Below are 18,472 nucleotides of genomic sequence, written 5' to 3' on the forward strand. Positions count from 1 at the left end.
CACCGGCCACAAGAAGACCGACCATCTGAGGATCATCGGCCTCGCCGAGGCGGCGCTGGAATTCGCCCATGACGTGCTGGCGCCCGGCGGCTTCTTCCTCGCCAAGCTGTTTCAGGGCGGCGATTCGGCGCCGCTTCTGGCCCAGATGAAGCGGGATTTCACGACGGTCCGGAACGTCAAGCCGGGGGCCAGCCGTGCCGATTCCTCGGAGCTCTACGTGCTGGCGACCGGTTATCGGCGCAAGGCGCGCGAGGACGACGCTGCCGAAGTTGCGGAATGACGTTCGCGCTTCCGCAATTCGCGGATGTCGAGGCTTTCGACACCTGGCGCCGCGAGCCCGCGGGCTGGCTCCCGGCGGCGCTGGCGGTGGCCCAGGACGCCGGGCTGCCGACAAGCGATCCGACCGTCTTCGCCACCGGCACCAATCTCGTCCTCGGCCTCGGCCCGGGGCTGATCCTGAAGATCTTTCCGCCGCAACTTCGCGGTCAGTTCGAAGCCGAGCGGGCGTCCCTTCGACAGCTCTCGGGCCGGCTTCCGCTCCCGATCCCGGAGCTTCTCGACGAGGGCGAGCGCGACGGCTGGCCTTGGCTGGCGATGACGCGACTGTCCGGCGTGCTGGGGTCGCAGGCCTGGCCTGCAATGCAGGAAACCGACAAGGAGCGGCTTCTCCGGCAGATCGGCGAAACCATCGCAGCCGTTCAGGCTGTCGCTCCGGGTGAGATCGCGACGATCGGGCCTGATTGGCCGGCTTTCATCGAGCGCCAGATCGAACGCTGCCGCGCGCGCCAGATCAGGCTGGGTCTGCCCGAGCGCTATCTCGACGAGCTCGACGCCCTGCTCGCCGCCGCCGCCTCCGTCATTCCGCTCGACATCCAGCCGGTGATCCTGACCGGTGAATACATTCCGGAGAATTTTCTGCTGGAGGAGCGCCGAGACGGCTGGCATCTCGCCGGCCTGTTCGATTTCGGCGACGTCTTCGCGGGCTTCGGCGAATACGACCTGCTCGGCCCCAGCTGCTTCATGACCGAAGGCCGACCGGCTCGCATCCGCGCGCTTCTCTGCGGCTATGGCGTCGCGGGCGAGCGCATCGACGAGCCGTTGCGCGAGCGCCTGCTGACCCTGACCTTCCTGCACCGCGCCAGCAATCCGATGCGCACGATCGCCATTGCCGACTGGCCATCGAAGGCGCCGACGCTGAAGGATCTCGGCCGGCTTCTCTGGCCGGACTGACCCCGCCGCAGCTCACTCCAGCGGCTTCTGGTCCGCGATCGCTTCGGCCGTCATCTTGCGCTTGCTGACCGCGCGGTGGCCGGAGACCTCGGCGCCGGCATCCGGCGCCAGACGCGCCATCCACAGCGCCGAGGAGGCCGAGATCAGGCCGACGATGACGAAAGCCGGCCAGAAATCCTGCGCGGAGAGCGTGCGCCCGCCATTGAACAGATGGGCCGCCTCCAGCGCGAAGGCGCCGATGGTCACACCCAGGCTCAGCGACAATTGCTGGGCGACGCTGGAAAGGCTGGTCGCGCCGGACATGTCGCGGTTCGAGACGTCGGCATAGCTCAGCGCGTTGATGCCGGTGAATTGCAGCGAGCGGAAACAGCCGCCGATCAGCAGCACCGACAGCATGATCGCCTGCGGCGTCGAGGGCGTGAATAGCCCCGACGAGGCGAGGAAGGCCGAGCCGACCGCCGCGTTGAAGGTCAGGACCCGGCGAAACCCGTATCGCGCCAGAATGGTGCGCGCGAGCGTCTTCATGATCAGCGCCCCGGCGGCGGAGGCGAAAGTGATCAGCCCCGATTGCAGCGGATCAAGGCCGAAGCCGAGTTGCAGCATGAGCGGCAGCAGGAACGGGATCGCGCCGATGCCGACGCGGAAGGTCGAGCCGCCCAGCACGCCGATGCGGAAGGTCGGGATGCGGAAGAGCGAGAGGTTCAGCACCGGATGGGCCACCCGCCTGGCATGAAACCAGTAGGCCACCAGAGCCGCCGCTCCCGCCACCGCGCAGCCATAGGACACCAGCTCCGGCACCAGATGCCGCCCACCGGTAGCGAGCCCCAGCATCAGGCTGGCGAAGCCGAAGGAGGAGAGCAGGAAGCCGGTGATGTCGAGCGGCGCGACGTCCTCCTCGCGGATGTCCTCGAAGAAAAGGCTCGACAACAGGATGCCCACCAGCCCGATCGGGATGTTGATGAAGAAGATCCAGCGCCAGTCGAAATAGGTGGTGATGAAGCCACCCAGTGGCGGCCCGACCACGGGCCCCACCAACGCCGGCACCGTCAGATAGGCCAGCGCGCCGACCATCTCGGCCTTCGAGACGCTGCGCAGGATCACGAGCCGACCGACCGGCACCATCATCGCCCCGCCCATGCCTTGCAGGAACCGCGCCCCGACGAAGGCGCCGAGCGAATTCGACATCGCACAGCAGATCGATCCGAGCATGAACACCGCCAGGGCCGAGCGGAAGATCGTCCGCGCTCCGAACTTGTCCGCCATCCAGCCCGAGATGGGGATGAAGACGGCGAGGCTGACGAGATAGGAGGTCAGCGCAAGCTTGAGCGCGATCGGATCCTCACCCAGGGATTGCGCGATCGCGGGCAGCGAGGTGGCGATCACCGTGGAATCGGTGTTCTCCATGAAGAGCGCGCAGGCGACGATTAGGGGCAGGAGCTTGGAGCGTTGCACGGCCGGGCCTCTCGCGGACGCATTCGATGCGACCGAAATCGTAAGCATGGCTATTAATGCGCCCGGGGCGTCATGACGAGGTCTGAAACGCGCCGCCATGCGCTTTTCGCCTGCCTGTGAAGCGAGCCGGCTATGCACTGAATAAATAACGAGACCCGCGAAACAAGTCTGCCATGCACTGGTTGCAGGTGTAAGCGCATCGCAAATCACCATCTCGGAGGGAGCCCGCCGGCGCCTCCGAGAGAGCCCGCCAGGATGGGCTGCGTGAGGGGCGCACGCTTGCTCGAAAAGCGGAGTCGAAGATCATGCTCACCATCGTCAAGACACCACCCACCGTCGCAGCCCTCCGGACTATCGCCATCGGCGGCGGGCTGGGGTTTGCGCTCGGACTCGGCTCGTTTCTGGCGGGAACCGCCCCTGCGGCCGCCGCGCCGGGCGACTGGCGCGCCGGGTGCCAGTTCAGGAACATTCCCGGGGGGGCCGCGGACGGCATCCGCTACGATGCCTGCATGCATCAGCGGGATTGCCAGCTGCTGGCCAACGCCGCCGGCCGGACCATCTTCGAATCCGGCTGCTTCTGGGTCTCTCCCGAGCAGTCCGAGCCTTCGACGCAGCGCCCTGCCCCGCCGCCTCCGCCGGCGCGCTGAGCGGGCCAGGCCGGGCCTGCGCCGGTCGCCATGCGGCACTGCAAAAGAATCGCCCCGGCGGGCTAGCGGACCTGCCGGGCGCGTGCTAACGGGCCTCGTCAACTCGGCAATGGGCTTTCCCGCCCCCGCCGCCCCTGAGAGCCGGCCGGTCCGGCGTCGGAGTTGACCATGACCCTTTCCCTCGACGGTCTGATTCGCGACGGTTTCACCTTCGACGACGTCCTGCTCGAGCCCGGTCCGTCCGAGGTCATGCCCTCCGATGTCGATATCCGCACCCAGCTGACGAAGTCGATCTCGCTGAACCTGCCGATCATCGCCTCGGCGATGGACACGGTCACGGAAGCGCGCATGGCGATCGCGATGGCGCAGGCCGGCGGCCTCGGCGTCATCCACCGCAATCTGGAGGCCGATCAGCAGGCTGCTCAGGTCAGGCTGGTGAAGAAGTTCGAGTCGGGCATGATCGCCAACCCGATCACCATCCACCCCGACGAGACGCTGGCCGATGCGCTGGCGCTGATGAAGAACAACGGCATCTCCGGCATTCCGGTGGTCGAGCGCGGGCCGCAGGGCCACAAGGGCAAGCTCGTCGGCATCCTGACCAACCGCGACGTCCGCTTCGCCGCCAATCCCAGCCAGCCGGTCTCGGAGCTGATGACCAAGGAGCGGCTGATCACGGTGCGGGAGGGCGTCAGCCAGGACGAGGCGCGCCGCCTGCTCCACCAGTTCCGCATCGAGAAGCTGCTGGTCGTCGATGATCATTATCGCTGCATTGGGCTGATCACCGTCAAGGACATGGAAAAGCAGGTCGCGCATCCCAACGCCGCCAAGGATTCCCAAGGCCGCCTGCTGGTCGCCGCCGCCACCACCACCGGCGAGCAGGGCTTCGAGCGCTCCGAGATGCTGATCGACGCCGGCGTCGACCTCATCGTCGTCGACACCGCCCATGGCCATTCGGCCAAGGTGCTGGACGCGGTCAGCCGGGTGAAGAAGCTCTCCAACGCCGTGCAGGTCATCGCCGGCAATGTCGCGACGGCCGGCGGCGCCAAGGCACTGATCGACGCGGGTGCGGATGCGGTCAAGGTCGGCATCGGCCCGGGCTCGATCTGCACCACCCGCATCGTCGCGGGCGTCGGCGTGCCGCAGCTCACCGCCGTGATGGACGCCGCCTCCGCCGCCGCCAAGGCCGGCATCCCGATCATCGCCGATGGCGGCATCAAATATTCCGGCGACCTCGCCAAGGCGCTGGCCGCCGGCGCCTCCTGCGCCATGGTCGGCTCGCTGCTGGCGGGCACCGACGAGACCCCCGGCGAGACGTTCCTGTATCAGGGCCGCTCCTACAAGGCCTATCGCGGCATGGGTTCGGTCGGCGCCATGGCGCGCGGCTCGGCCGATCGCTATTTCCAGCAGGACATCAAGGATTCGCTGAAGCTGGTGCCGGAGGGCATCGAGGGCCAGGTCGCCTATAAGGGCCCGGTCTCGAGCACGCTGCACCAGCTCGCGGGCGGCCTGCGCGCAGCCATGGGCTATGTCGGCGGCAAGGATCTCAAGGACTTCCAGGCCAAGGCCCGCTTCATCCGCATCACCAGCGCGGGGCTGCGCGAAAGCCATGTCCACGACGTGACCATCGTCCGCGAGAGCCCCAATTACCCGACCCGCTCATAGGCGTCGGTCCTGAGCTCAGGATGACGGAGCCCCACCGTCATCCCGGGCTTGCGCCGGGATCCATCGAAGGACGCCAGCGCCCGACGATGGATCCCGGAGCAGCGCGGCTGACGCCGCTTGTCCGGGATGACGCGAGGTTCTCCAACTGATCCGTAGGCACGAGACGCACCCGGGTTGGCATGTCCCGGATGGCACCGGTTGTCATCCCACGCGGCGGCACCCACATTGCGGGACTTGCCGCGCCGGAGCCGATCATGACCCTCAACCTCGTCTACCCGGCGCTCGCGCTGATCTTCTGGATCTTCGTCATCGGCCTCGTGCTGATGAAGCGGCGGCGCGACGCCTTCATCTCAGGCGCCGTCAAGCCCGATCAGGTGAACGTCTCGACGGAGGCCTATCCGGTACCGGCGCGGCTCGCCTCGGCGAACTTCTCGAACCAGTTCGAGTCGCCGGTGATCTTCTTCGCGCTGATCATGCTGGCGCTCGAGGTCAAGGCGACCAGCCATCTGATCACGATGCTGGCCTGGCTCTATGTCGCTTCGCGCGTCGTCCACAGCCTGATTCATCTGGGCCCCAACAAGCTGCCCGTGCGCGGCGCCGTCTATGGCGTCGGCTTCCTCGCCCTGTTCGGCATGTGGCTGGGGATCGTGCTGCAGATCGTCTGAGCATCGCGCCGGCTCCGCGTTAAGCATCGCCGCCTCCGACAAGGGGCAGGCCGTTGAGTCTTAACGAAAAGTAAACTACACCCACCCTGCGGCGGACGGTGGACAAGCGTAGTTTTGGAGTGACGCGATGTTGCGGGTCCGTGAAGACACCGCGCAGGAGCCATCCTGCGGCGGCCCTACCGGTTTTGACCCGTCGCGATCCATCGCCCCGCCTGCACGGGCCGGCGTTGGGCGGCGCGGTCGCCTGATCGCCATGACTGCTGCGGGGCTGGCGCTCGGCATGGGCGGCGCCGTGCTGACGGCCTCGATCGTGCAGGCCGAGGACGACGCCGACATCCGCGCCTTCCTGCGGGCAGAGCGCGCGCGCCTCGGCGCATCCCAGAGCCCTGCCACGACGCAGGCCGCCTATGCCGCGAGCCGGCCCCACGCCTATGCCCCGGCGCGGCAGGGCTGGCGCATCCCCCTGTTCCAGACCGACTCCCGCGGGCTGATCGCCCAGCCGGTCTATCTGAACCCGTTCCGCCGTGCCGAGGGACCCGCCGCCAGGCCGCGCCGCGCCGATGGCCCGCGCAACGCCGCCGCAGTGCTCGTCACCGGCCAGCCGGCCGAGCTCGCGCCCGCCCGCACCGCCCGGACGATCTGCGTGCGGATCTGCGACGGGTTTCACGCCCCGCTGGGCCAACTGCGCGCCCATGCGGATCTGAAGGCGCATGAGGCGCTCTGCCAGGCGATGAATCCCGGGCTGCCGGTCAAGGTCTTCACCGTCCCCGCCGGCGCCGAGACGATCGACGAGGCCCGCTCCGCTGACGGCAAGACCTATCGCGCCCTGCCGGCGGCCTATGCCTATCAGAAGACCGGCGACAAGGCCTGCCGCCCTGCCATCGTCAAGGCCGGCGAAAGGCGCGTCTCGCTGCTGCGCGACATCACCCTGCGGCCCGGCGACAGCGTCGTCCTCGACGGCAAGGTCAGCACCTTCACCGGCGGCACCTCCTGGCCCTATAGCCGGCATGATTTCCGCGATTTTCGTAGCGCGGCCGAGCTTTCCCGCGAGCAGCGCCGGCAGATCGACGAGCGCGTCGGCATCTCCCGCATGGAAGCGCAAACCCGCAAACTGCGCGACAGCATGAAGATCCGCGAAGCCAGCGTCCACGACGATGCGGTGATGAGCGACGCCGTGCTGCGCGGCTCGCTCGATACGGCCGGGCGCGGGCCGGTGCGGCTGATCGCGCTGGGCTCCGCCAGGCCCTGACCCCCCCGCCGGGCGCGAGCCTCTCTTTACAGAAATTCCAAACAAGACATTGTCTAGAATGCCTTTAAGCTACTGATATTGCGAGATTTTTCGTTGACGAACGCGCATCCGGGCCGTTATCGCCCTGACACAGATCGAACGGGTCTGTTGAAGGAGCGATGATGATGATCGGAACGAAGCGCCTGAGCCTGCTGGCCCTGACGGCCTCGCTGCTGGCCACGCCGGCCCTGGCCCAGAGCGTGAACCTCTACACCACCCGCGAGCCGGCTCTGCTCAACCCGGTGCTGGAGGCCTTCACCAAGGACACCGGCGTCAAGGTCAATGCCGTCTTCATCAAGGATGGCCTGCAGGAGCGTATCCGGGCCGAGGGCGCCAACAGCCCGGCCGATCTGATGCTGCTCGTCGATGTCGGCGAGATGGATGCCGCTGTGCAGGCCGGCATCACCCAGAAGCTCGCCTCGCCCACGATCGACAAGGTCGTGCCCGCCCAGCTGCGCCCGAACGGCGACTGGGTGACGCTGACCAAGCGCGCCCGCATCGCCGTCGGCTCCAAGGAGCGCGTCTCGCAGGACGCGATCACCTATGAAGAGCTCGCCGACCCGAAGTGGAAGGGCAAGTTCTGCATCCGCGCCGGCCAGCACCCCTACAACAACGCCCTGTTCGCCGCGATGATCGCCCATGACGGTGAGGCCAAGACCGAGACCTATCTGAAGGCCCTGCGCGCCAATGCCGCCCGCAAGCCCGGAGGCGGCGACCGCGACGTGGCGCGCGATATCCAGTCCGGCCTCTGCGACGTCGCCATCATCAACACCTACTATATCGGCCTGATGAGCCAGGCGAAGAACGAGCAGAAGGGCTGGTTCGACGCGATCAAGCCGCTGAAGACCACCTTCGCCAAGGGCGGCACCCATGTGAACGTCTCTGCCGTGGCCCTCGCCAAGAACGCGCCGAACAAGGCCGAGGCCGTCAAGCTGGTCGACTACATGCTCGGCGAGAAGGCGCAGGCCCTCTATGCCAACGGCAATTTCGAATACCCGGTCAACACCGCCGTCACCGACAGCGCGGCGGTCAAACTGCTCGGGCCCGTGACGCCGGACAGCCTGCCGCTCTCGGAGATCGCCGCCAAGCGCAAGGCCGCGGCCGATCTCGTCGACAAGGTCGGCTTCGACAATTGACCACGGTCGTCCCGACGACCCCACGCTCTGTTCGGTCGCCACTCGCGTGGCGGCCGTCGACTCGTCTGGCCGCCTGCGTGCTGATCGGTGGCGGCCTCGTGCTGCTGCCGCTGACCGCCCTGCTGGCGACCGCCCTCTCCGCCCCCGGCTCGGCCGCGATTTGGCCGCATCTGGCGGCGCATGTCCTGCCGACCGCGCTGGCGCAGACGCTGATCCTGCTCGGGGGCGTCGGCCTGCTCACCGCCGTCATCGGCGTCGGCACCGCCTGGCTGGTCACCCAATACGAGTTCCCCGGCCGCCGGACGCTGGAATGGGCGCTCGCCCTACCGCTGGCGCTGCCGACCTACATCACCGCCTATATCGCGGTGGAGCTGACGAGCTTCACCGGCCCGCTCCAGACCGCGCTGCGCGCGCTGACCGGCTGGCGCAGCCTGCGCGACTACTGGTTTCCGGATATGCGCAGTCTTCCCGGCGCCATCGTGATCATGGCGCTGGTGCTCTACCCTTACGTCTACCTCATCACCCGCGCCTTGTTCGGGCTCCAGAGCGCCAGCATCGCCGAGGCGGCGCGCACCCTCGGCGCCGGCCCCGGCCGGTTGTTCTGGCGCATCGGCCTGCCGCTCGCCCGGCCCGCGCTCGCCGCCGGCCTGACGCTGGTGCTGCTGGAGACGCTCAACGACATCGGCGCCACCGAATATCTCGGCGTGCGCTCGCTGACCCTGTCGATCTACACCACCTGGCTGAACCGGGGCTCGCTGGCGGGCGCATCCCAGATCGCCTGCGTGATGCTGCTGCTCGTCATCGGGCTGATGGCGGCCGAAGCGCGGATGCGCGGCCAGCGCCGCTATGCGCTGCCGACCCGCCAGAGCCGCCCCGTCGCGCGCCGCCGTCTCGCACCGGTCGCCGCCGCCTGGGCCGCTCTGGCCTGCCTGCTGCCGGTCGTGCTCGGCGCGATCCTTCCGATCGGCTATCTGCTCGCCGAGATCGTGCAGCGGGACCTGGTCGTGCAGCTGGACGGCGCTCTGCTGCGCCAGCTGACGACGGCGCTCATCCTCTCCGGCTCGGCGGCGCTGATCGTCGTCGCGCTCGGCTTCGGCATCGCGACGGCGCTGCGGCGGGGCCGGGAGCCCTGGTTGCGGCCGCTCGCGCGCATCGCCGGGCTCGGCTATGCCGTGCCGGGCACCGTGCTGGCGCTCGGCCTGCTGATCCCGCTCGCCGGCCTCGACAATCTCGTCGCCGATCTCGCCCGCCGCTGGTTCGGCGCCGAGACGGGGCTGTTGCTGATCGGCTCCGGCGCGGCGCTGGTCATCGCCTATGTCGTGCGCTTCCTGACGATCGGGATGGGCGGCGTCGAAAGCGGGCTCGCCCGCGTCTCGCCGCGCATCGACGATGCCGCCCGCGGCCTCGGCGCCCGCGGCCCCGAGATCCTGCGGCGGCTGCACTGGCCCCTGGCCCGCGGCGCGACCGCGGCAGCGGCGCTGCTGGTCTTCGTCGACGGCCTGAAGGAGCTACCGGCGACGCTCCTGCTGCGCCCTCTCAATCTGGAGACGCTGGCCACGACGGTCTACGGCCATGCCTCCCGCGGCGCGTTCGAGGACGGCGCGCTGGCGGCACTGCTGATCATCCTGGCGGGCCTCTATCCGGCCATGATCCTGACCCGCTCGGGCCCCGCTCACGGGGGATAGCGGGTTCCCTCGCCTCGACAAGCTGTCGGCGAGCGCCTAGACCTTCAGCGGCCAGTGGGGCTGGCTGACTGTCGGCGATTGCCGATTCGGAAGTCCATGACCAGACGCGCCGCGATCCTCGCCATCTGCCTTGCCCTCGCGGCCGGCCTGCTCGGCACGCGATCCTGGACCGTCGCGCTCGGGCGCGTCGAGCGCCATGCCATCCACGCCGTCGAGCAGCGCACCGGATTCGCCGTAACCTCGCTGGAGCGGGTTGAATTCGCGCTGCTGCCGCTGCCGCGCATCAGCCTCTCGGGCGTCGCCTTCGCCCAGCGCGACGGATCGATCTCCGGCCAGGCGCTCCGGCTGCGGGGTTTCCTCAGATTGCTGCCGCTGCTGACCGGGCAGATCGATTTCGACCGGATCGACCTCGTCGGCCCACAGCTCGACATCGCCGTGCCGGCCGGCAGCGAGAGCGTGATCGACTGGCTCGCCCCACCGCTCGCCGAGTTCGAGAAGCTGACCACCCAGAGCCGCATCGTGATCCGCGCGGGCTCGCTGTTCCTGCGGGCCGGCGGCGCCATCCAGTCCGTGGTGCGCGATGTCGATCTCGTCATCGGCGCGCGCGAGCGCAACCAGCCCTTCAGCGTGGCCGGCGCCTTCAACTGGCGCGGCACCAAGACCGAGGTCAATCTCGTCTGGCCGGTGATTGGCGGCAGCGCCAAGGCGAGCCTGTCCGCGATGTCGCCGCTGCTGAAGCTGCGCTTTGACGGCGCGCGCTCCGGACCGGATGAGCCGTTCGTCACGGGCACGCTGTCCTTGAGCGCGCCGTCGCTGCCCCGTCTGCTGGGCTGGTTCGGCGAGAATTCGCGTCTGGCCGACGCTCTCGGCGCCGTCTCGCTCAACGCCGATCTGCGGCTGAAGCCGCATGAGGCGTCCTTCAATAACGCCGCCATCTCCCTCGACGGCGAGCGACTCGACGGCGTGATGAAGCTTGCGGAGGCCGATGGCCGCATGGCGCTGTCCGGCACGCTGGCCGGCTCCACCCTCGATCTCGGCCGGATCATCGAGCGCCTGCCGCTGCCGGCCATCGACGGCTCGGATCGCTCCCCCTTCGAACTCGAGGGCTGGACCGGCCGTGACGTCGATCTGCGGATCTCGGTCGATGCGGCGCGGCTGAAGGGCGCGCGCCTGGCCGATGTCGCGACCTATGTGCTGGTCAAGCGCGGCCGCTTCGAGACCGGGCTGCTGCGCGCCGCCGCTTATGGCGGCACGCTCAAGGGCCGCCTGCTGGCGATGGCCGCCCCCGCAGGCGTCGATGTCAAGATTCAGGCGGCTGTCGACAAGGTCAATCTCGGCCAGGCCGGCGCCGATGTCCCGGCCCTGTCCCGGCTCTCCGGTACGGGCGGGATGCAGCTCGCGCTGGACGGCGCCGGGCGCAGCTTCGCCGAGCTGGTCGGCGCGCTGAGCGGGCGCGCGGGGGTGCAACTGCGGCAGGGCGAGATCACCGGTGTCGCGCTCACGGATCTTCTCAAGCGCGCCGAACGCGGTGCTGCGCTTCCCCCGGCCCGCGAGACGCGCCAGAGCCGCACGGATGTCGACACGCTCTCCGCCAATGCCGGCGTCGCCAACGGTCTGCTCGTGCTGACCGATGCGCAGATGAGCGGCACGGGCTATCGCCTCGGCCTCGCCGGCAGCCTTCAGCTGCGCAACCGCGAGCTCGACATGACCGCGACGCTCGCGGCGCCGGGCGGCGCTTCCAAGGCCATGCTCGCGCTGAAAGGCCCGATCGAAGCGCCCTTCGTCGCGCCGCCGAGCGAGGCGAGGCTGAACGGCGACAGCGAAGGCTCGCCACTCTGGCTGGGCCGCTAGCGCATCGGACCGAAAAGTCGAATCCACTTTTCGGATCGATCCGCTGCTCCACCACCATCCGAGAGCATCGTGACCGCGTCCGATAGGCCGCACGATGGTCGCAGCGAGCCACCCCCCTGCTTCCGTCTGACTTCCTCCCTTCATCGAAATCCGCTCTGATGCAGTGACAAAAGGCGGTCGCCGCCACTGCGTCCAGCCGGGCGCGGGACATCACGGCCCTCGAAGGCCGGTCGGGAGGACGGACAATGCGCAGCTGGATCACGGGAACACTGGCCCTCGCCGCGACGGTGATGGCCGCAACGATGATGACGGGCATGGCGACAGCACAGGAATTGATCGTCGAGAAAAAGGTCTTCGAGCTGCCGAGCTTCACGACCCAGAGCGGACGCACGCTGAAGCAGGTGCGCGTCGGCTGGGAGAGCTACGGCACGCTCAACGCCGACAAATCCAACGCGATCCTGATCTGCCACTTCTTCTCCGGCAATTCGCATGCGGCCGGCAAATATGCAGCCGCCGACGCCCTGCCCGGCTATTGGGACGCGATCATCGGCCCCGGCAAGGCGATCGACACCACCAAATATTTCGTCATCGCCTCCGACACGCTGGTGAACCTCTCCACTGGCGATCCCAACACCACGACCACCGGCCCGGCCTCGACCAACCCGGACACCGGCAAGCCGTACGGGCTGGACTTCCCGGTGGTGACGATCCGCGATTTCGTCGAGGTGCAGAAGGCGCTGGTCGAGAGCCTCGGCATCAGAAAGCTCGCGCTGGTCGCCGGCCCCTCCATGGGCTCGCTGCAGACCTTCGAATGGGCGGCGAGCCACCCCGACATGGTCGCCAAGGCGATGCCGGTGATCGGCGCGGCCGAGGCCGGCGCGATGCTGATCGGCTGGCTCGACGTCTGGGCCGCGCCGATCCTCGTCGACGCCAACTGGAACAATGGCGACTATTACGGCAAGACGCCACCGCTGGCCGGCCTCGCCAAGGCGCTGACGGCGGTGACCCTCCACGCCAATCACCAGGACTGGGCCGAGGCGACCTTCGGACGCCGCCCCGCCAAGGAAGGCGAGGACCCGGGCAAGACCCTGGCGGGCAAGTTCCAGGTGCAGGGCGTTCTCGACACCGCCGGTGCGGCGCGCGCCAAGACCTCGGACGCCAACCATTTCCTCTATCTGGTCAAGGCCAACCAGCTCTTCGTCGCCGGCGGCACCTCGCTGGCCGATGGGATGAAGAAGATCAAGGCGCCGATGCTCTACATCACGCAGCCCAAGGACCTCGTCTTCACCGCCGACGCGGTCGAGCGCACCCTGAAGGCCGCGAAGGATGCCGGCCGCGACATCACCCACGTCACCATTTCCGGCACCCGCGGCCATCTCGACGGCGTGGTCTCGATGAAGCAGGCCGAGGGGGCGATCCGGGCGTTTCTGGAGAAGTAGCCGGCCGCGCCCGTCAAGCTCGGGCTCGACCCGAGCATCTCTCGCCGGAGAGCAGGACACGCCTCCGACGAGAGCATGATGATGGTGCAGGGAGCCGCTCCGTCGTCCCGGGCAAGCCCGGGATCACGAAGCGGTTCCGAGAAAAATCAGCAAGTTCCAGAGATCCTCGGGGTCGAAGCGATGCTTCGCCCGAGAATAAAGCCGGACCGTCACGCAGCCGCCGGAGCATCCTCCATGCGGTGGACGATGCGGTCGATCAGGCCCCACTCCAGCCCCTCCTCCGCGGTCATGAACCGGTCGCGGTCGAGCGTGCGTTCCGCCTCTTCATAGGTCCGGCCGCAATGCTCGGCATAGAGCCGCGTCATCCGCCGCTTGGTCTTCTGCATCTCCTCGGCCTGGATCAGAACGTCGGAGGCCTGGCCCTGGAAGCCGCCCAGCGGCTGGTGGACATGCAGGCTGGCATTGGGCAGTGCCGCGCGCTGCCCCGGCTCGCCCGCCATCAGCAGGAAGGAGCCCATGGAGCGGGCCGTGCCCATGCACAACGTATGAACCGGGGCGCGGATATAGCGCATGGTGTCGTACATCGCGAGGCCGCTGGTGACGACGCCGCCGGGCGAATTGATGTAGAGATGGATCGGCCGCTTGGGGTTCTCCGCCTCGAGGAACAGCAGCTGAGCGCAGATCAGCGCGCTCATCGCGTCGTTCACCTCCCCGTTGAGGAAGATGATCCGCTTGCGCAGCAGGCGCGAATAGATGTCGAAGGAGCGCTCGCCCCGGCTGGATTGCTCGATCACCATCGGGACGAGCTGCATCGTTTCGCGCATCGGCGATCTCCTATCGGCTGGGGGAGGATGGATGGAAGGCGGGCGCCTCAGGCGGCGCGCGCGGCCATCACGAGATTGCCATTGGCCGGCGGCGGGATGGACGCAGCAAGGCGGGCGGGCTCGTGAACGATCCGCAACCTGCTACCGCCCTCGCCATCGGGCGAGACCCGCAAGGTGACGAGGCTCTCCCGATGCGGCGGCGCGGCGTCCCGCAGCCGGTAGGTGAGCTCTTCGCCGGGCGAGACGACCACCGGCTCGGGCTGGGCGAGGTCGCCCGCCGGCAGCCAGACCTCCCGCAGGGCGGGCAGGCTCACCGCGCGCCAGAGCTTCTCCGGCGGCTGCGGAAAGACGTAGTCCAGAACCAGCCCGCCCTCGGCCTCCTCGCCGGTCCCGTCGCTCATTGATCCATCTCCTTCAGCAGGCTGCGCAGCGCATCGATCCGGGCCGGCCAATAGGCACGGTATCGGGCCAGCCATTGTGCGATCGCCGCCAGCCCGTCCGGATCGACCTCGTACTGGACGAAGCGGCCCTGGCGCTCCTCCCGCACCAGCCCGGCCCCGCGCAGCACGGCCAGATGCTGCGACATCGCCGGCTGACTGATCGCCATGCCCTCGCGCAGCGCCGTGGCATTGCGGCTGCCGGCGGCGAGCTGCTCGAAGATGGCCCGCCGCGTCGGGTCAGACAGCGCCCTGAAGATATCGTCCTCGCTCATAAAGATAGATAAGTATACGCTTATCTGATTCGCAAGTGCAGGCTGGGCTCGGCGGTCCCGAGTCCGGCGACCGGCCCGACCTGCGGGACGCCCTCATGAAGCGATGTCGAGCAGATGCGGGCGACTACCCCGCGAAACGCTCCCGATAACTCTGCGGGCTCGCTGCGAAGCGGCGCTGGAAAGCGCGTCGCAGCGTCTCTTCCGAACCGAAGCCGCATCGCGACGCCACCCGCGCCACGCCGATGCCCTGCTCCAGGAGTCGGCGCGCCGTTTCGATCCGAAGAGCCTCGACCGCTTTGGCCGGGGTCCGGCCGGTCGCCTGGCGATAATGACGTGCGAAGCTGCGCACGCTCATTCCGGCTTGCCCCGCGAGTGTATCGAGCGTCAGTTCGCTGCGCAGGTTCTCCACGATCCAGCCATGGAGTTCGTCGAAGCGTCCGTCTCGCTCCTGGAGCGACAGCGCCGCGCTGAATTGCGCCTGACCACCGGGCCGCTTCAGGAAAACGACGAGTTGTCGCGCCACGGCGAGCGCGGCGGGCCGGCCGAGATCGCTTTCGACCAGCGCGAGCGCCAGGTCGATGCCGGCCGTCACCCCGGCCGAGGTCCAGATGTCGCCGTCGCGGATGAAGATCGGATCGGGATCCAGCCGGACCTTCGGAAACCGGCGCGCGAACTCCTCGCAGCGCTGCCAATGCGTGACGGCACGCCGCCCGTCGAGGAGCCCGGCCGTGGCCAGAAGAAAAGCGCCGCTGCAGACCGAGGCGGTGCGTTGCGCCAGCCTTGCACGTCGGCCGATCCACTCGACGAGAACCAGGTCCTCGCAGGCATCGTAGACGCCCCAGCCGCCTGCGACGACGAGCGTATGCGGAGGCATTCCTTCGGGCAGAGGCTGCGTTGCGAATTCCAGACGGGCGCTGCTGCGGAGCTTGTCGCCTTTCGCCACGACGATCGGCTCGTAGGGCAAAGGCCGTCTCTCGGCAGCCGCCATGTCGTTCGCCGTGGCGAAGACCTGTAATGGCCCGGCGACATCGAGCAGTTGCACGTCCTCGAAGGCGACGATCTCGATGCGGCGAAGCATGTTTGGCATGAAGCGAGGGCTCATTGGCATTCCCGCCAAACCATGTGCCGCTAAGCTGACGGGGTCAACAAGGAGACTCTGTCATGACACTCCGCTTCGGTCTTCTCGCCTTCCCGCAGGTTCAGCAGCTCGACCTCACCGGTCCCTACGAGGTCTTCGCCTCCGTCCCCGGCGCCGAGGTCCACCTGATCTGGAAGGATCTTCAACCCCTGCGCTCCGCGACCGGGCTCATGCTGATCCCGACCACGACCTTCGCCGATTGCCCGCCGCTCGACGTGCTCTGCGTGCCCGGCGGCGGCGGGATCAATGCCCTGCTAGAGGACGAAGCGGTGCTGGCCTTCCTGCGGGAGCGGGCGCCGCAGCTGCGCTACCTCACCTCGGTCTGCACCGGCTCGCTGGTGCTGGGCGCAGCCGGCCTGCTGCAGGGCAAGCGGGCGACCACGCATTGGAACGCCCATGATTTCCTGGCCCGCTTCGGCGCGACGCCGGTTTCGGAGCGGGTCGTGCGCGACGGTACGCTGATCACCGCCGGCGGCGTCACCTCCGGCATCGATTTCGGACTGACGGTGGTGGCCGAACTTCTCGGAGAGACCGAGGCGCAGGTGACCCAACTCGCGATCGAATACGCGCCGGAGCCGCCCTTCGACGCCGGGACACCCCACGAGGCGCCGGCCGAGATCGTGCAAGCCGCGCGGCAACGTCTGGCGGCTTCCCGCAAGGCGCGGGAGGAGATCATCGCGCGGCTGTGAGCCCCTCACCCGCCGCTCGCCACCACCCTCACACCGTCGATCACGAACTGAACCGCCAGCGCCGCCAGGATGACGCCGAGCAGGCGGGTCAGCACGATGTTGCCGGTGACGCCGAGCAGGCGGGCGATCCGCGTCGCCGCGAGGAAGACGAGCAGACAGCACAGGATCACGAGGCCGCAGATCGCCGCGAGACTCGTCAGCAGCAGCGGGTCGCCCTGGGCGCGGCCGGCGAGCAGGATCGTCGCGGTCAGCGCGCCCGGCCCCGCCATCAGCGGGATCGCCAGCGGGAAGGCCGCGACATTGCGAATATGGTCCTGCGTGATCGCGGTCTCGGCCGTCTGCTGCTTGCGCTCGGTGCGCCGCTCGAAGACCATCTCGAAGGCGATCCAGAACAGCAGTAGCCCGCCGGCTATGCGGAAGGCCGGCAGGGAGACGCCGAGCGCCTTCAGCACGATATCGCCGGCCACGCCGAAGAAGGCCATGATGCAGAAGGCGATGATGCAGGCCCGGATCGCGACCTGCCGCCTTTCGCCCGCAGACATGCCCCGCGTCAGCGACAGGAAGATCGGCGCGAGCCCCGGCGGATCGAGCGTCACCAGCATGGTGACGAGGGCGGAGGTGGCGAAGTCGAGAAACATGGCCGCCAATCTCCCACGGCTTGCGCCGCCCGTCACGGGCGCAGAAGGGCGGGAATGTGGCAGGAGCTGTGGACGGCTCCGAAAAACGCCTGCAAGATACTGAAATCAATGGACTATTTTTTACCCGAACGTGACCCGCTTTCGCTGGCCTAAAGCGGCGGAATCGGCTAGCCAGAAGGTTGAAATTCAGCAGGAATCGGACGTTTCCCCTTGAGCGACGAGAACGACGACAAGCGCGACGACGCCCCGGATTTCGGCGGCGACATCAAGCCGATCGCGATCACCGACGAGATGAAGAAGAGCTATCTCGATTACGCGATGAGCGTGATCGTGAGCCGCGCTCTTCCGGACGTGCGCGACGGCATGAAGCCGGTTCATCGCCGCATCCTCTACTCGATGTGGGAAAACAACCACACGCCGGACCGCAAGCACGTGAAGTCGGCGAACATCGTCGGCTCCGTGATGGGTCAGTACCACCCCCATGGCGACCAGGCGATCTACGACGCGCTGGTGCGCATGGCGCAGCCCTTTTCGATGCGCCTGCCTCTGGTCGACGGCCAGGGCAATTTCGGCTCGATCGACGGCGATCCGCCGGCGGCGATGCGCTACACCGAGAGCCGTCTCGACAAATCGGCGATGCCGCTGCTCGACGATCTCGGCCGCGACACGGTCGATTTCCAGCCGAACTACGACGACAGCCGCGAGGAGCCGAGCGTCCTGCCGGCCAAGTATCCGCAGCTGCTGGTCAACGGTGCCGGTGGCATCGCGGTCGGCATGGCGACGAACATCCCGCCGCACAATCTCGGCGAGGTCATCGACGCCTGCATCGCCTATATCGCCGACCCCGAGATCACCATCGAGGGCCTGAACGAGGTCATCCCCGGCCCCGACTTCCCGACCGCCGCCTCGATCATGGGCCGCAGCGGCATCCGCTCCGCCTACGAGACCGGCCGCGGCTCCATCGTGATGCGGGCCAAGACCCATATCGAGGAGCTGCGCAAGGAGCGCGAGGCGATCATCGTCACCGAGATTCCCTATCAGGTGAACAAGGCGACGATGGTCGAGAAGATCGCCGAGCTGGTGCGCGAGAAGCGCATCGAGGGCATCTCGGACCTGCGCGACGAGTCCAGCCGCGAAGGCATCCGCGTCGTCATCGAGATCAAGCGCGACGCCGTCGCCGATGTGGTGCTGAACCAGCTCTACCGCTTCACCCCGCTGCAGACCTCCTTCGGCGCCAATATGGTGGCGCTGAACGGTGGCCGGCCGGAGGTCCTGAACCTCAAGGACTTCATCTCCGCCTTCGTCGAGTTCCGCGAGGAGGTCGTCTCCCGCCGCACGCGCTACCTCCTGAACAAGGCCCGCGAGCGCGCCCATGTGCTCTGCGGCCTCGCCACGGCGGTCGCCAATATCGACGAG

18 protein-coding genes are annotated in these 18,472 nt (G+C 68.1%); 12 read left to right on the plus strand and 6 right to left on the minus strand.

Annotation, left to right across the window (positions count from 1 at the left end):
* Both ACOJTB_RS06125 and ACOJTB_RS06130 read left to right on the plus strand, forming a co-directional pair.
* Positions 1–280: SAM-dependent methyltransferase (locus ACOJTB_RS06125; RefSeq protein WP_420101634.1), on the plus strand; the 280-nt coding region annotated here is incomplete at its 5' end.
* A complete protein-coding gene (locus tag ACOJTB_RS06130; RefSeq protein ID WP_420101635.1) occupies positions 277–1,230 on the plus strand; it encodes an aminoglycoside phosphotransferase family protein in 954 nt (317 codons plus the stop codon). The genes ACOJTB_RS06125 and ACOJTB_RS06130, both read left to right, overlap by 4 nt.
* A gap of 12 nt (positions 1,231–1,242) precedes the next feature.
* Here ACOJTB_RS06130 and ACOJTB_RS06135 read toward each other — a convergent pair whose 3' ends face one another.
* Positions 1,243–2,682: an MFS transporter gene (locus ACOJTB_RS06135; RefSeq protein ID WP_420101636.1), complete on the minus strand. Its 1,440-nt coding sequence runs from the start codon at positions 2,680–2,682 to the stop codon at positions 1,243–1,245.
* 305 nt (positions 2,683–2,987) lie between these two features.
* On the opposite strand from ACOJTB_RS06135, the gene ACOJTB_RS06140 reads away from it, so the two are divergent.
* The 8 genes from ACOJTB_RS06140 to ACOJTB_RS06175 all read left to right on the plus strand — a co-directional run bounded on the left by ACOJTB_RS06140 (position 2,988) and on the right by ACOJTB_RS06175 (position 13,055).
* Positions 2,988–3,329, plus strand: a complete 342-nt coding sequence (locus tag ACOJTB_RS06140) for a hypothetical protein (RefSeq protein ID WP_420101637.1) — start codon at positions 2,988–2,990, stop codon at positions 3,327–3,329.
* A gap of 168 nt (positions 3,330–3,497) precedes the next feature.
* Entirely contained in the window at positions 3,498–4,991 is a 1,494-nt protein-coding gene (guaB, locus tag ACOJTB_RS06145; RefSeq protein WP_420101638.1) for an IMP dehydrogenase, read from the plus strand.
* Between the two features lie 254 nt (positions 4,992–5,245).
* Positions 5,246–5,656 carry an MAPEG family protein gene (locus ACOJTB_RS06150; RefSeq protein WP_420101639.1) on the plus strand — a complete coding sequence of 137 codons (411 nt, stop codon included), beginning with the start codon at positions 5,246–5,248 and terminating at the stop codon, positions 5,654–5,656.
* 253 nt (positions 5,657–5,909) lie between these two features.
* Positions 5,910–6,905 carry a DUF2865 domain-containing protein gene (locus ACOJTB_RS06155; RefSeq protein WP_420101640.1) on the plus strand — a complete coding sequence of 332 codons (996 nt, stop codon included), beginning with the start codon at positions 5,910–5,912 and terminating at the stop codon, positions 6,903–6,905.
* A gap of 164 nt (positions 6,906–7,069) precedes the next feature.
* Positions 7,070–8,080: an extracellular solute-binding protein gene (locus tag ACOJTB_RS06160; RefSeq protein ID WP_420101651.1), complete on the plus strand. Its 1,011-nt coding sequence runs from the start codon at positions 7,070–7,072 to the stop codon at positions 8,078–8,080.
* Positions 8,081–8,157: 77 nt separating this feature from the next.
* Complete coding sequence (locus ACOJTB_RS06165; RefSeq protein WP_420101641.1) at positions 8,158–9,765, plus strand: ABC transporter permease; 1,608 nt, start codon at positions 8,158–8,160, stop codon at positions 9,763–9,765.
* A gap of 96 nt (positions 9,766–9,861) precedes the next feature.
* Positions 9,862–11,616 carry an AsmA family protein gene (locus ACOJTB_RS06170; protein ID WP_420101642.1) on the plus strand — a complete coding sequence of 585 codons (1,755 nt, stop codon included), beginning with the start codon at positions 9,862–9,864 and terminating at the stop codon, positions 11,614–11,616.
* 245 nt (positions 11,617–11,861) lie between these two features.
* A complete protein-coding gene (locus ACOJTB_RS06175; protein ID WP_420101643.1) occupies positions 11,862–13,055 on the plus strand; it encodes an E22 family MetX-like putative esterase in 1,194 nt (397 codons plus the stop codon).
* Between the two features lie 209 nt (positions 13,056–13,264).
* Here the strand turns inward: ACOJTB_RS06175 and ACOJTB_RS06180 are convergent, their stop codons facing one another.
* From ACOJTB_RS06180 to ACOJTB_RS06195, 4 genes are all read right to left on the minus strand, one after another.
* Positions 13,265–13,879 carry an ATP-dependent Clp protease proteolytic subunit gene (locus tag ACOJTB_RS06180; RefSeq protein WP_420101644.1) on the minus strand — a complete coding sequence of 205 codons (615 nt, stop codon included), beginning with the start codon at positions 13,877–13,879 and terminating at the stop codon, positions 13,265–13,267.
* A 47-nt stretch (positions 13,880–13,926) separates the two neighbouring features.
* Positions 13,927–14,280, minus strand: a complete 354-nt coding sequence (locus tag ACOJTB_RS06185) for an SRPBCC family protein (protein ID WP_420101645.1) — start codon at positions 14,278–14,280, stop codon at positions 13,927–13,929.
* The gene (locus ACOJTB_RS06190) at positions 14,277–14,591 is read right to left on the minus strand and encodes an ArsR/SmtB family transcription factor (protein WP_420101646.1); all 315 of its coding nucleotides are present in this window, start codon (positions 14,589–14,591) and stop codon (positions 14,277–14,279) included. Before ACOJTB_RS06190 ends, ACOJTB_RS06185 begins: the two co-directional genes overlap by 4 nt.
* A 124-nt stretch (positions 14,592–14,715) precedes the next feature.
* Positions 14,716–15,678 carry a GlxA family transcriptional regulator gene (locus tag ACOJTB_RS06195; protein WP_420101647.1) on the minus strand — a complete coding sequence of 321 codons (963 nt, stop codon included), beginning with the start codon at positions 15,676–15,678 and terminating at the stop codon, positions 14,716–14,718.
* A 74-nt stretch (positions 15,679–15,752) separates the two neighbouring features.
* Between ACOJTB_RS06195 and ACOJTB_RS06200 the strand changes: the two genes are divergently transcribed.
* Complete coding sequence (locus ACOJTB_RS06200; RefSeq protein WP_420101648.1) at positions 15,753–16,418, plus strand: DJ-1/PfpI family protein; 666 nt, start codon at positions 15,753–15,755, stop codon at positions 16,416–16,418.
* Between the two features lie 5 nt (positions 16,419–16,423).
* Here ACOJTB_RS06200 and ACOJTB_RS06205 read toward each other — a convergent pair whose 3' ends face one another.
* The gene (locus ACOJTB_RS06205) at positions 16,424–17,056 is read right to left on the minus strand and encodes a MarC family protein (RefSeq protein ID WP_420101649.1); all 633 of its coding nucleotides are present in this window, start codon (positions 17,054–17,056) and stop codon (positions 16,424–16,426) included.
* Positions 17,057–17,266: 210 nt separating this feature from the next.
* Here ACOJTB_RS06205 and ACOJTB_RS06210 point away from each other — a divergent pair.
* A partial coding sequence (locus ACOJTB_RS06210) for a DNA gyrase subunit A (RefSeq protein WP_420101650.1) occupies positions 17,267–18,472 on the plus strand: 1,206 nt, incomplete at its 3' end.

The organism is Allobosea sp. (assembly GCF_048595345.1).
GTDB lineage: Bacteria > Pseudomonadota > Alphaproteobacteria > Rhizobiales > Beijerinckiaceae > Allobosea.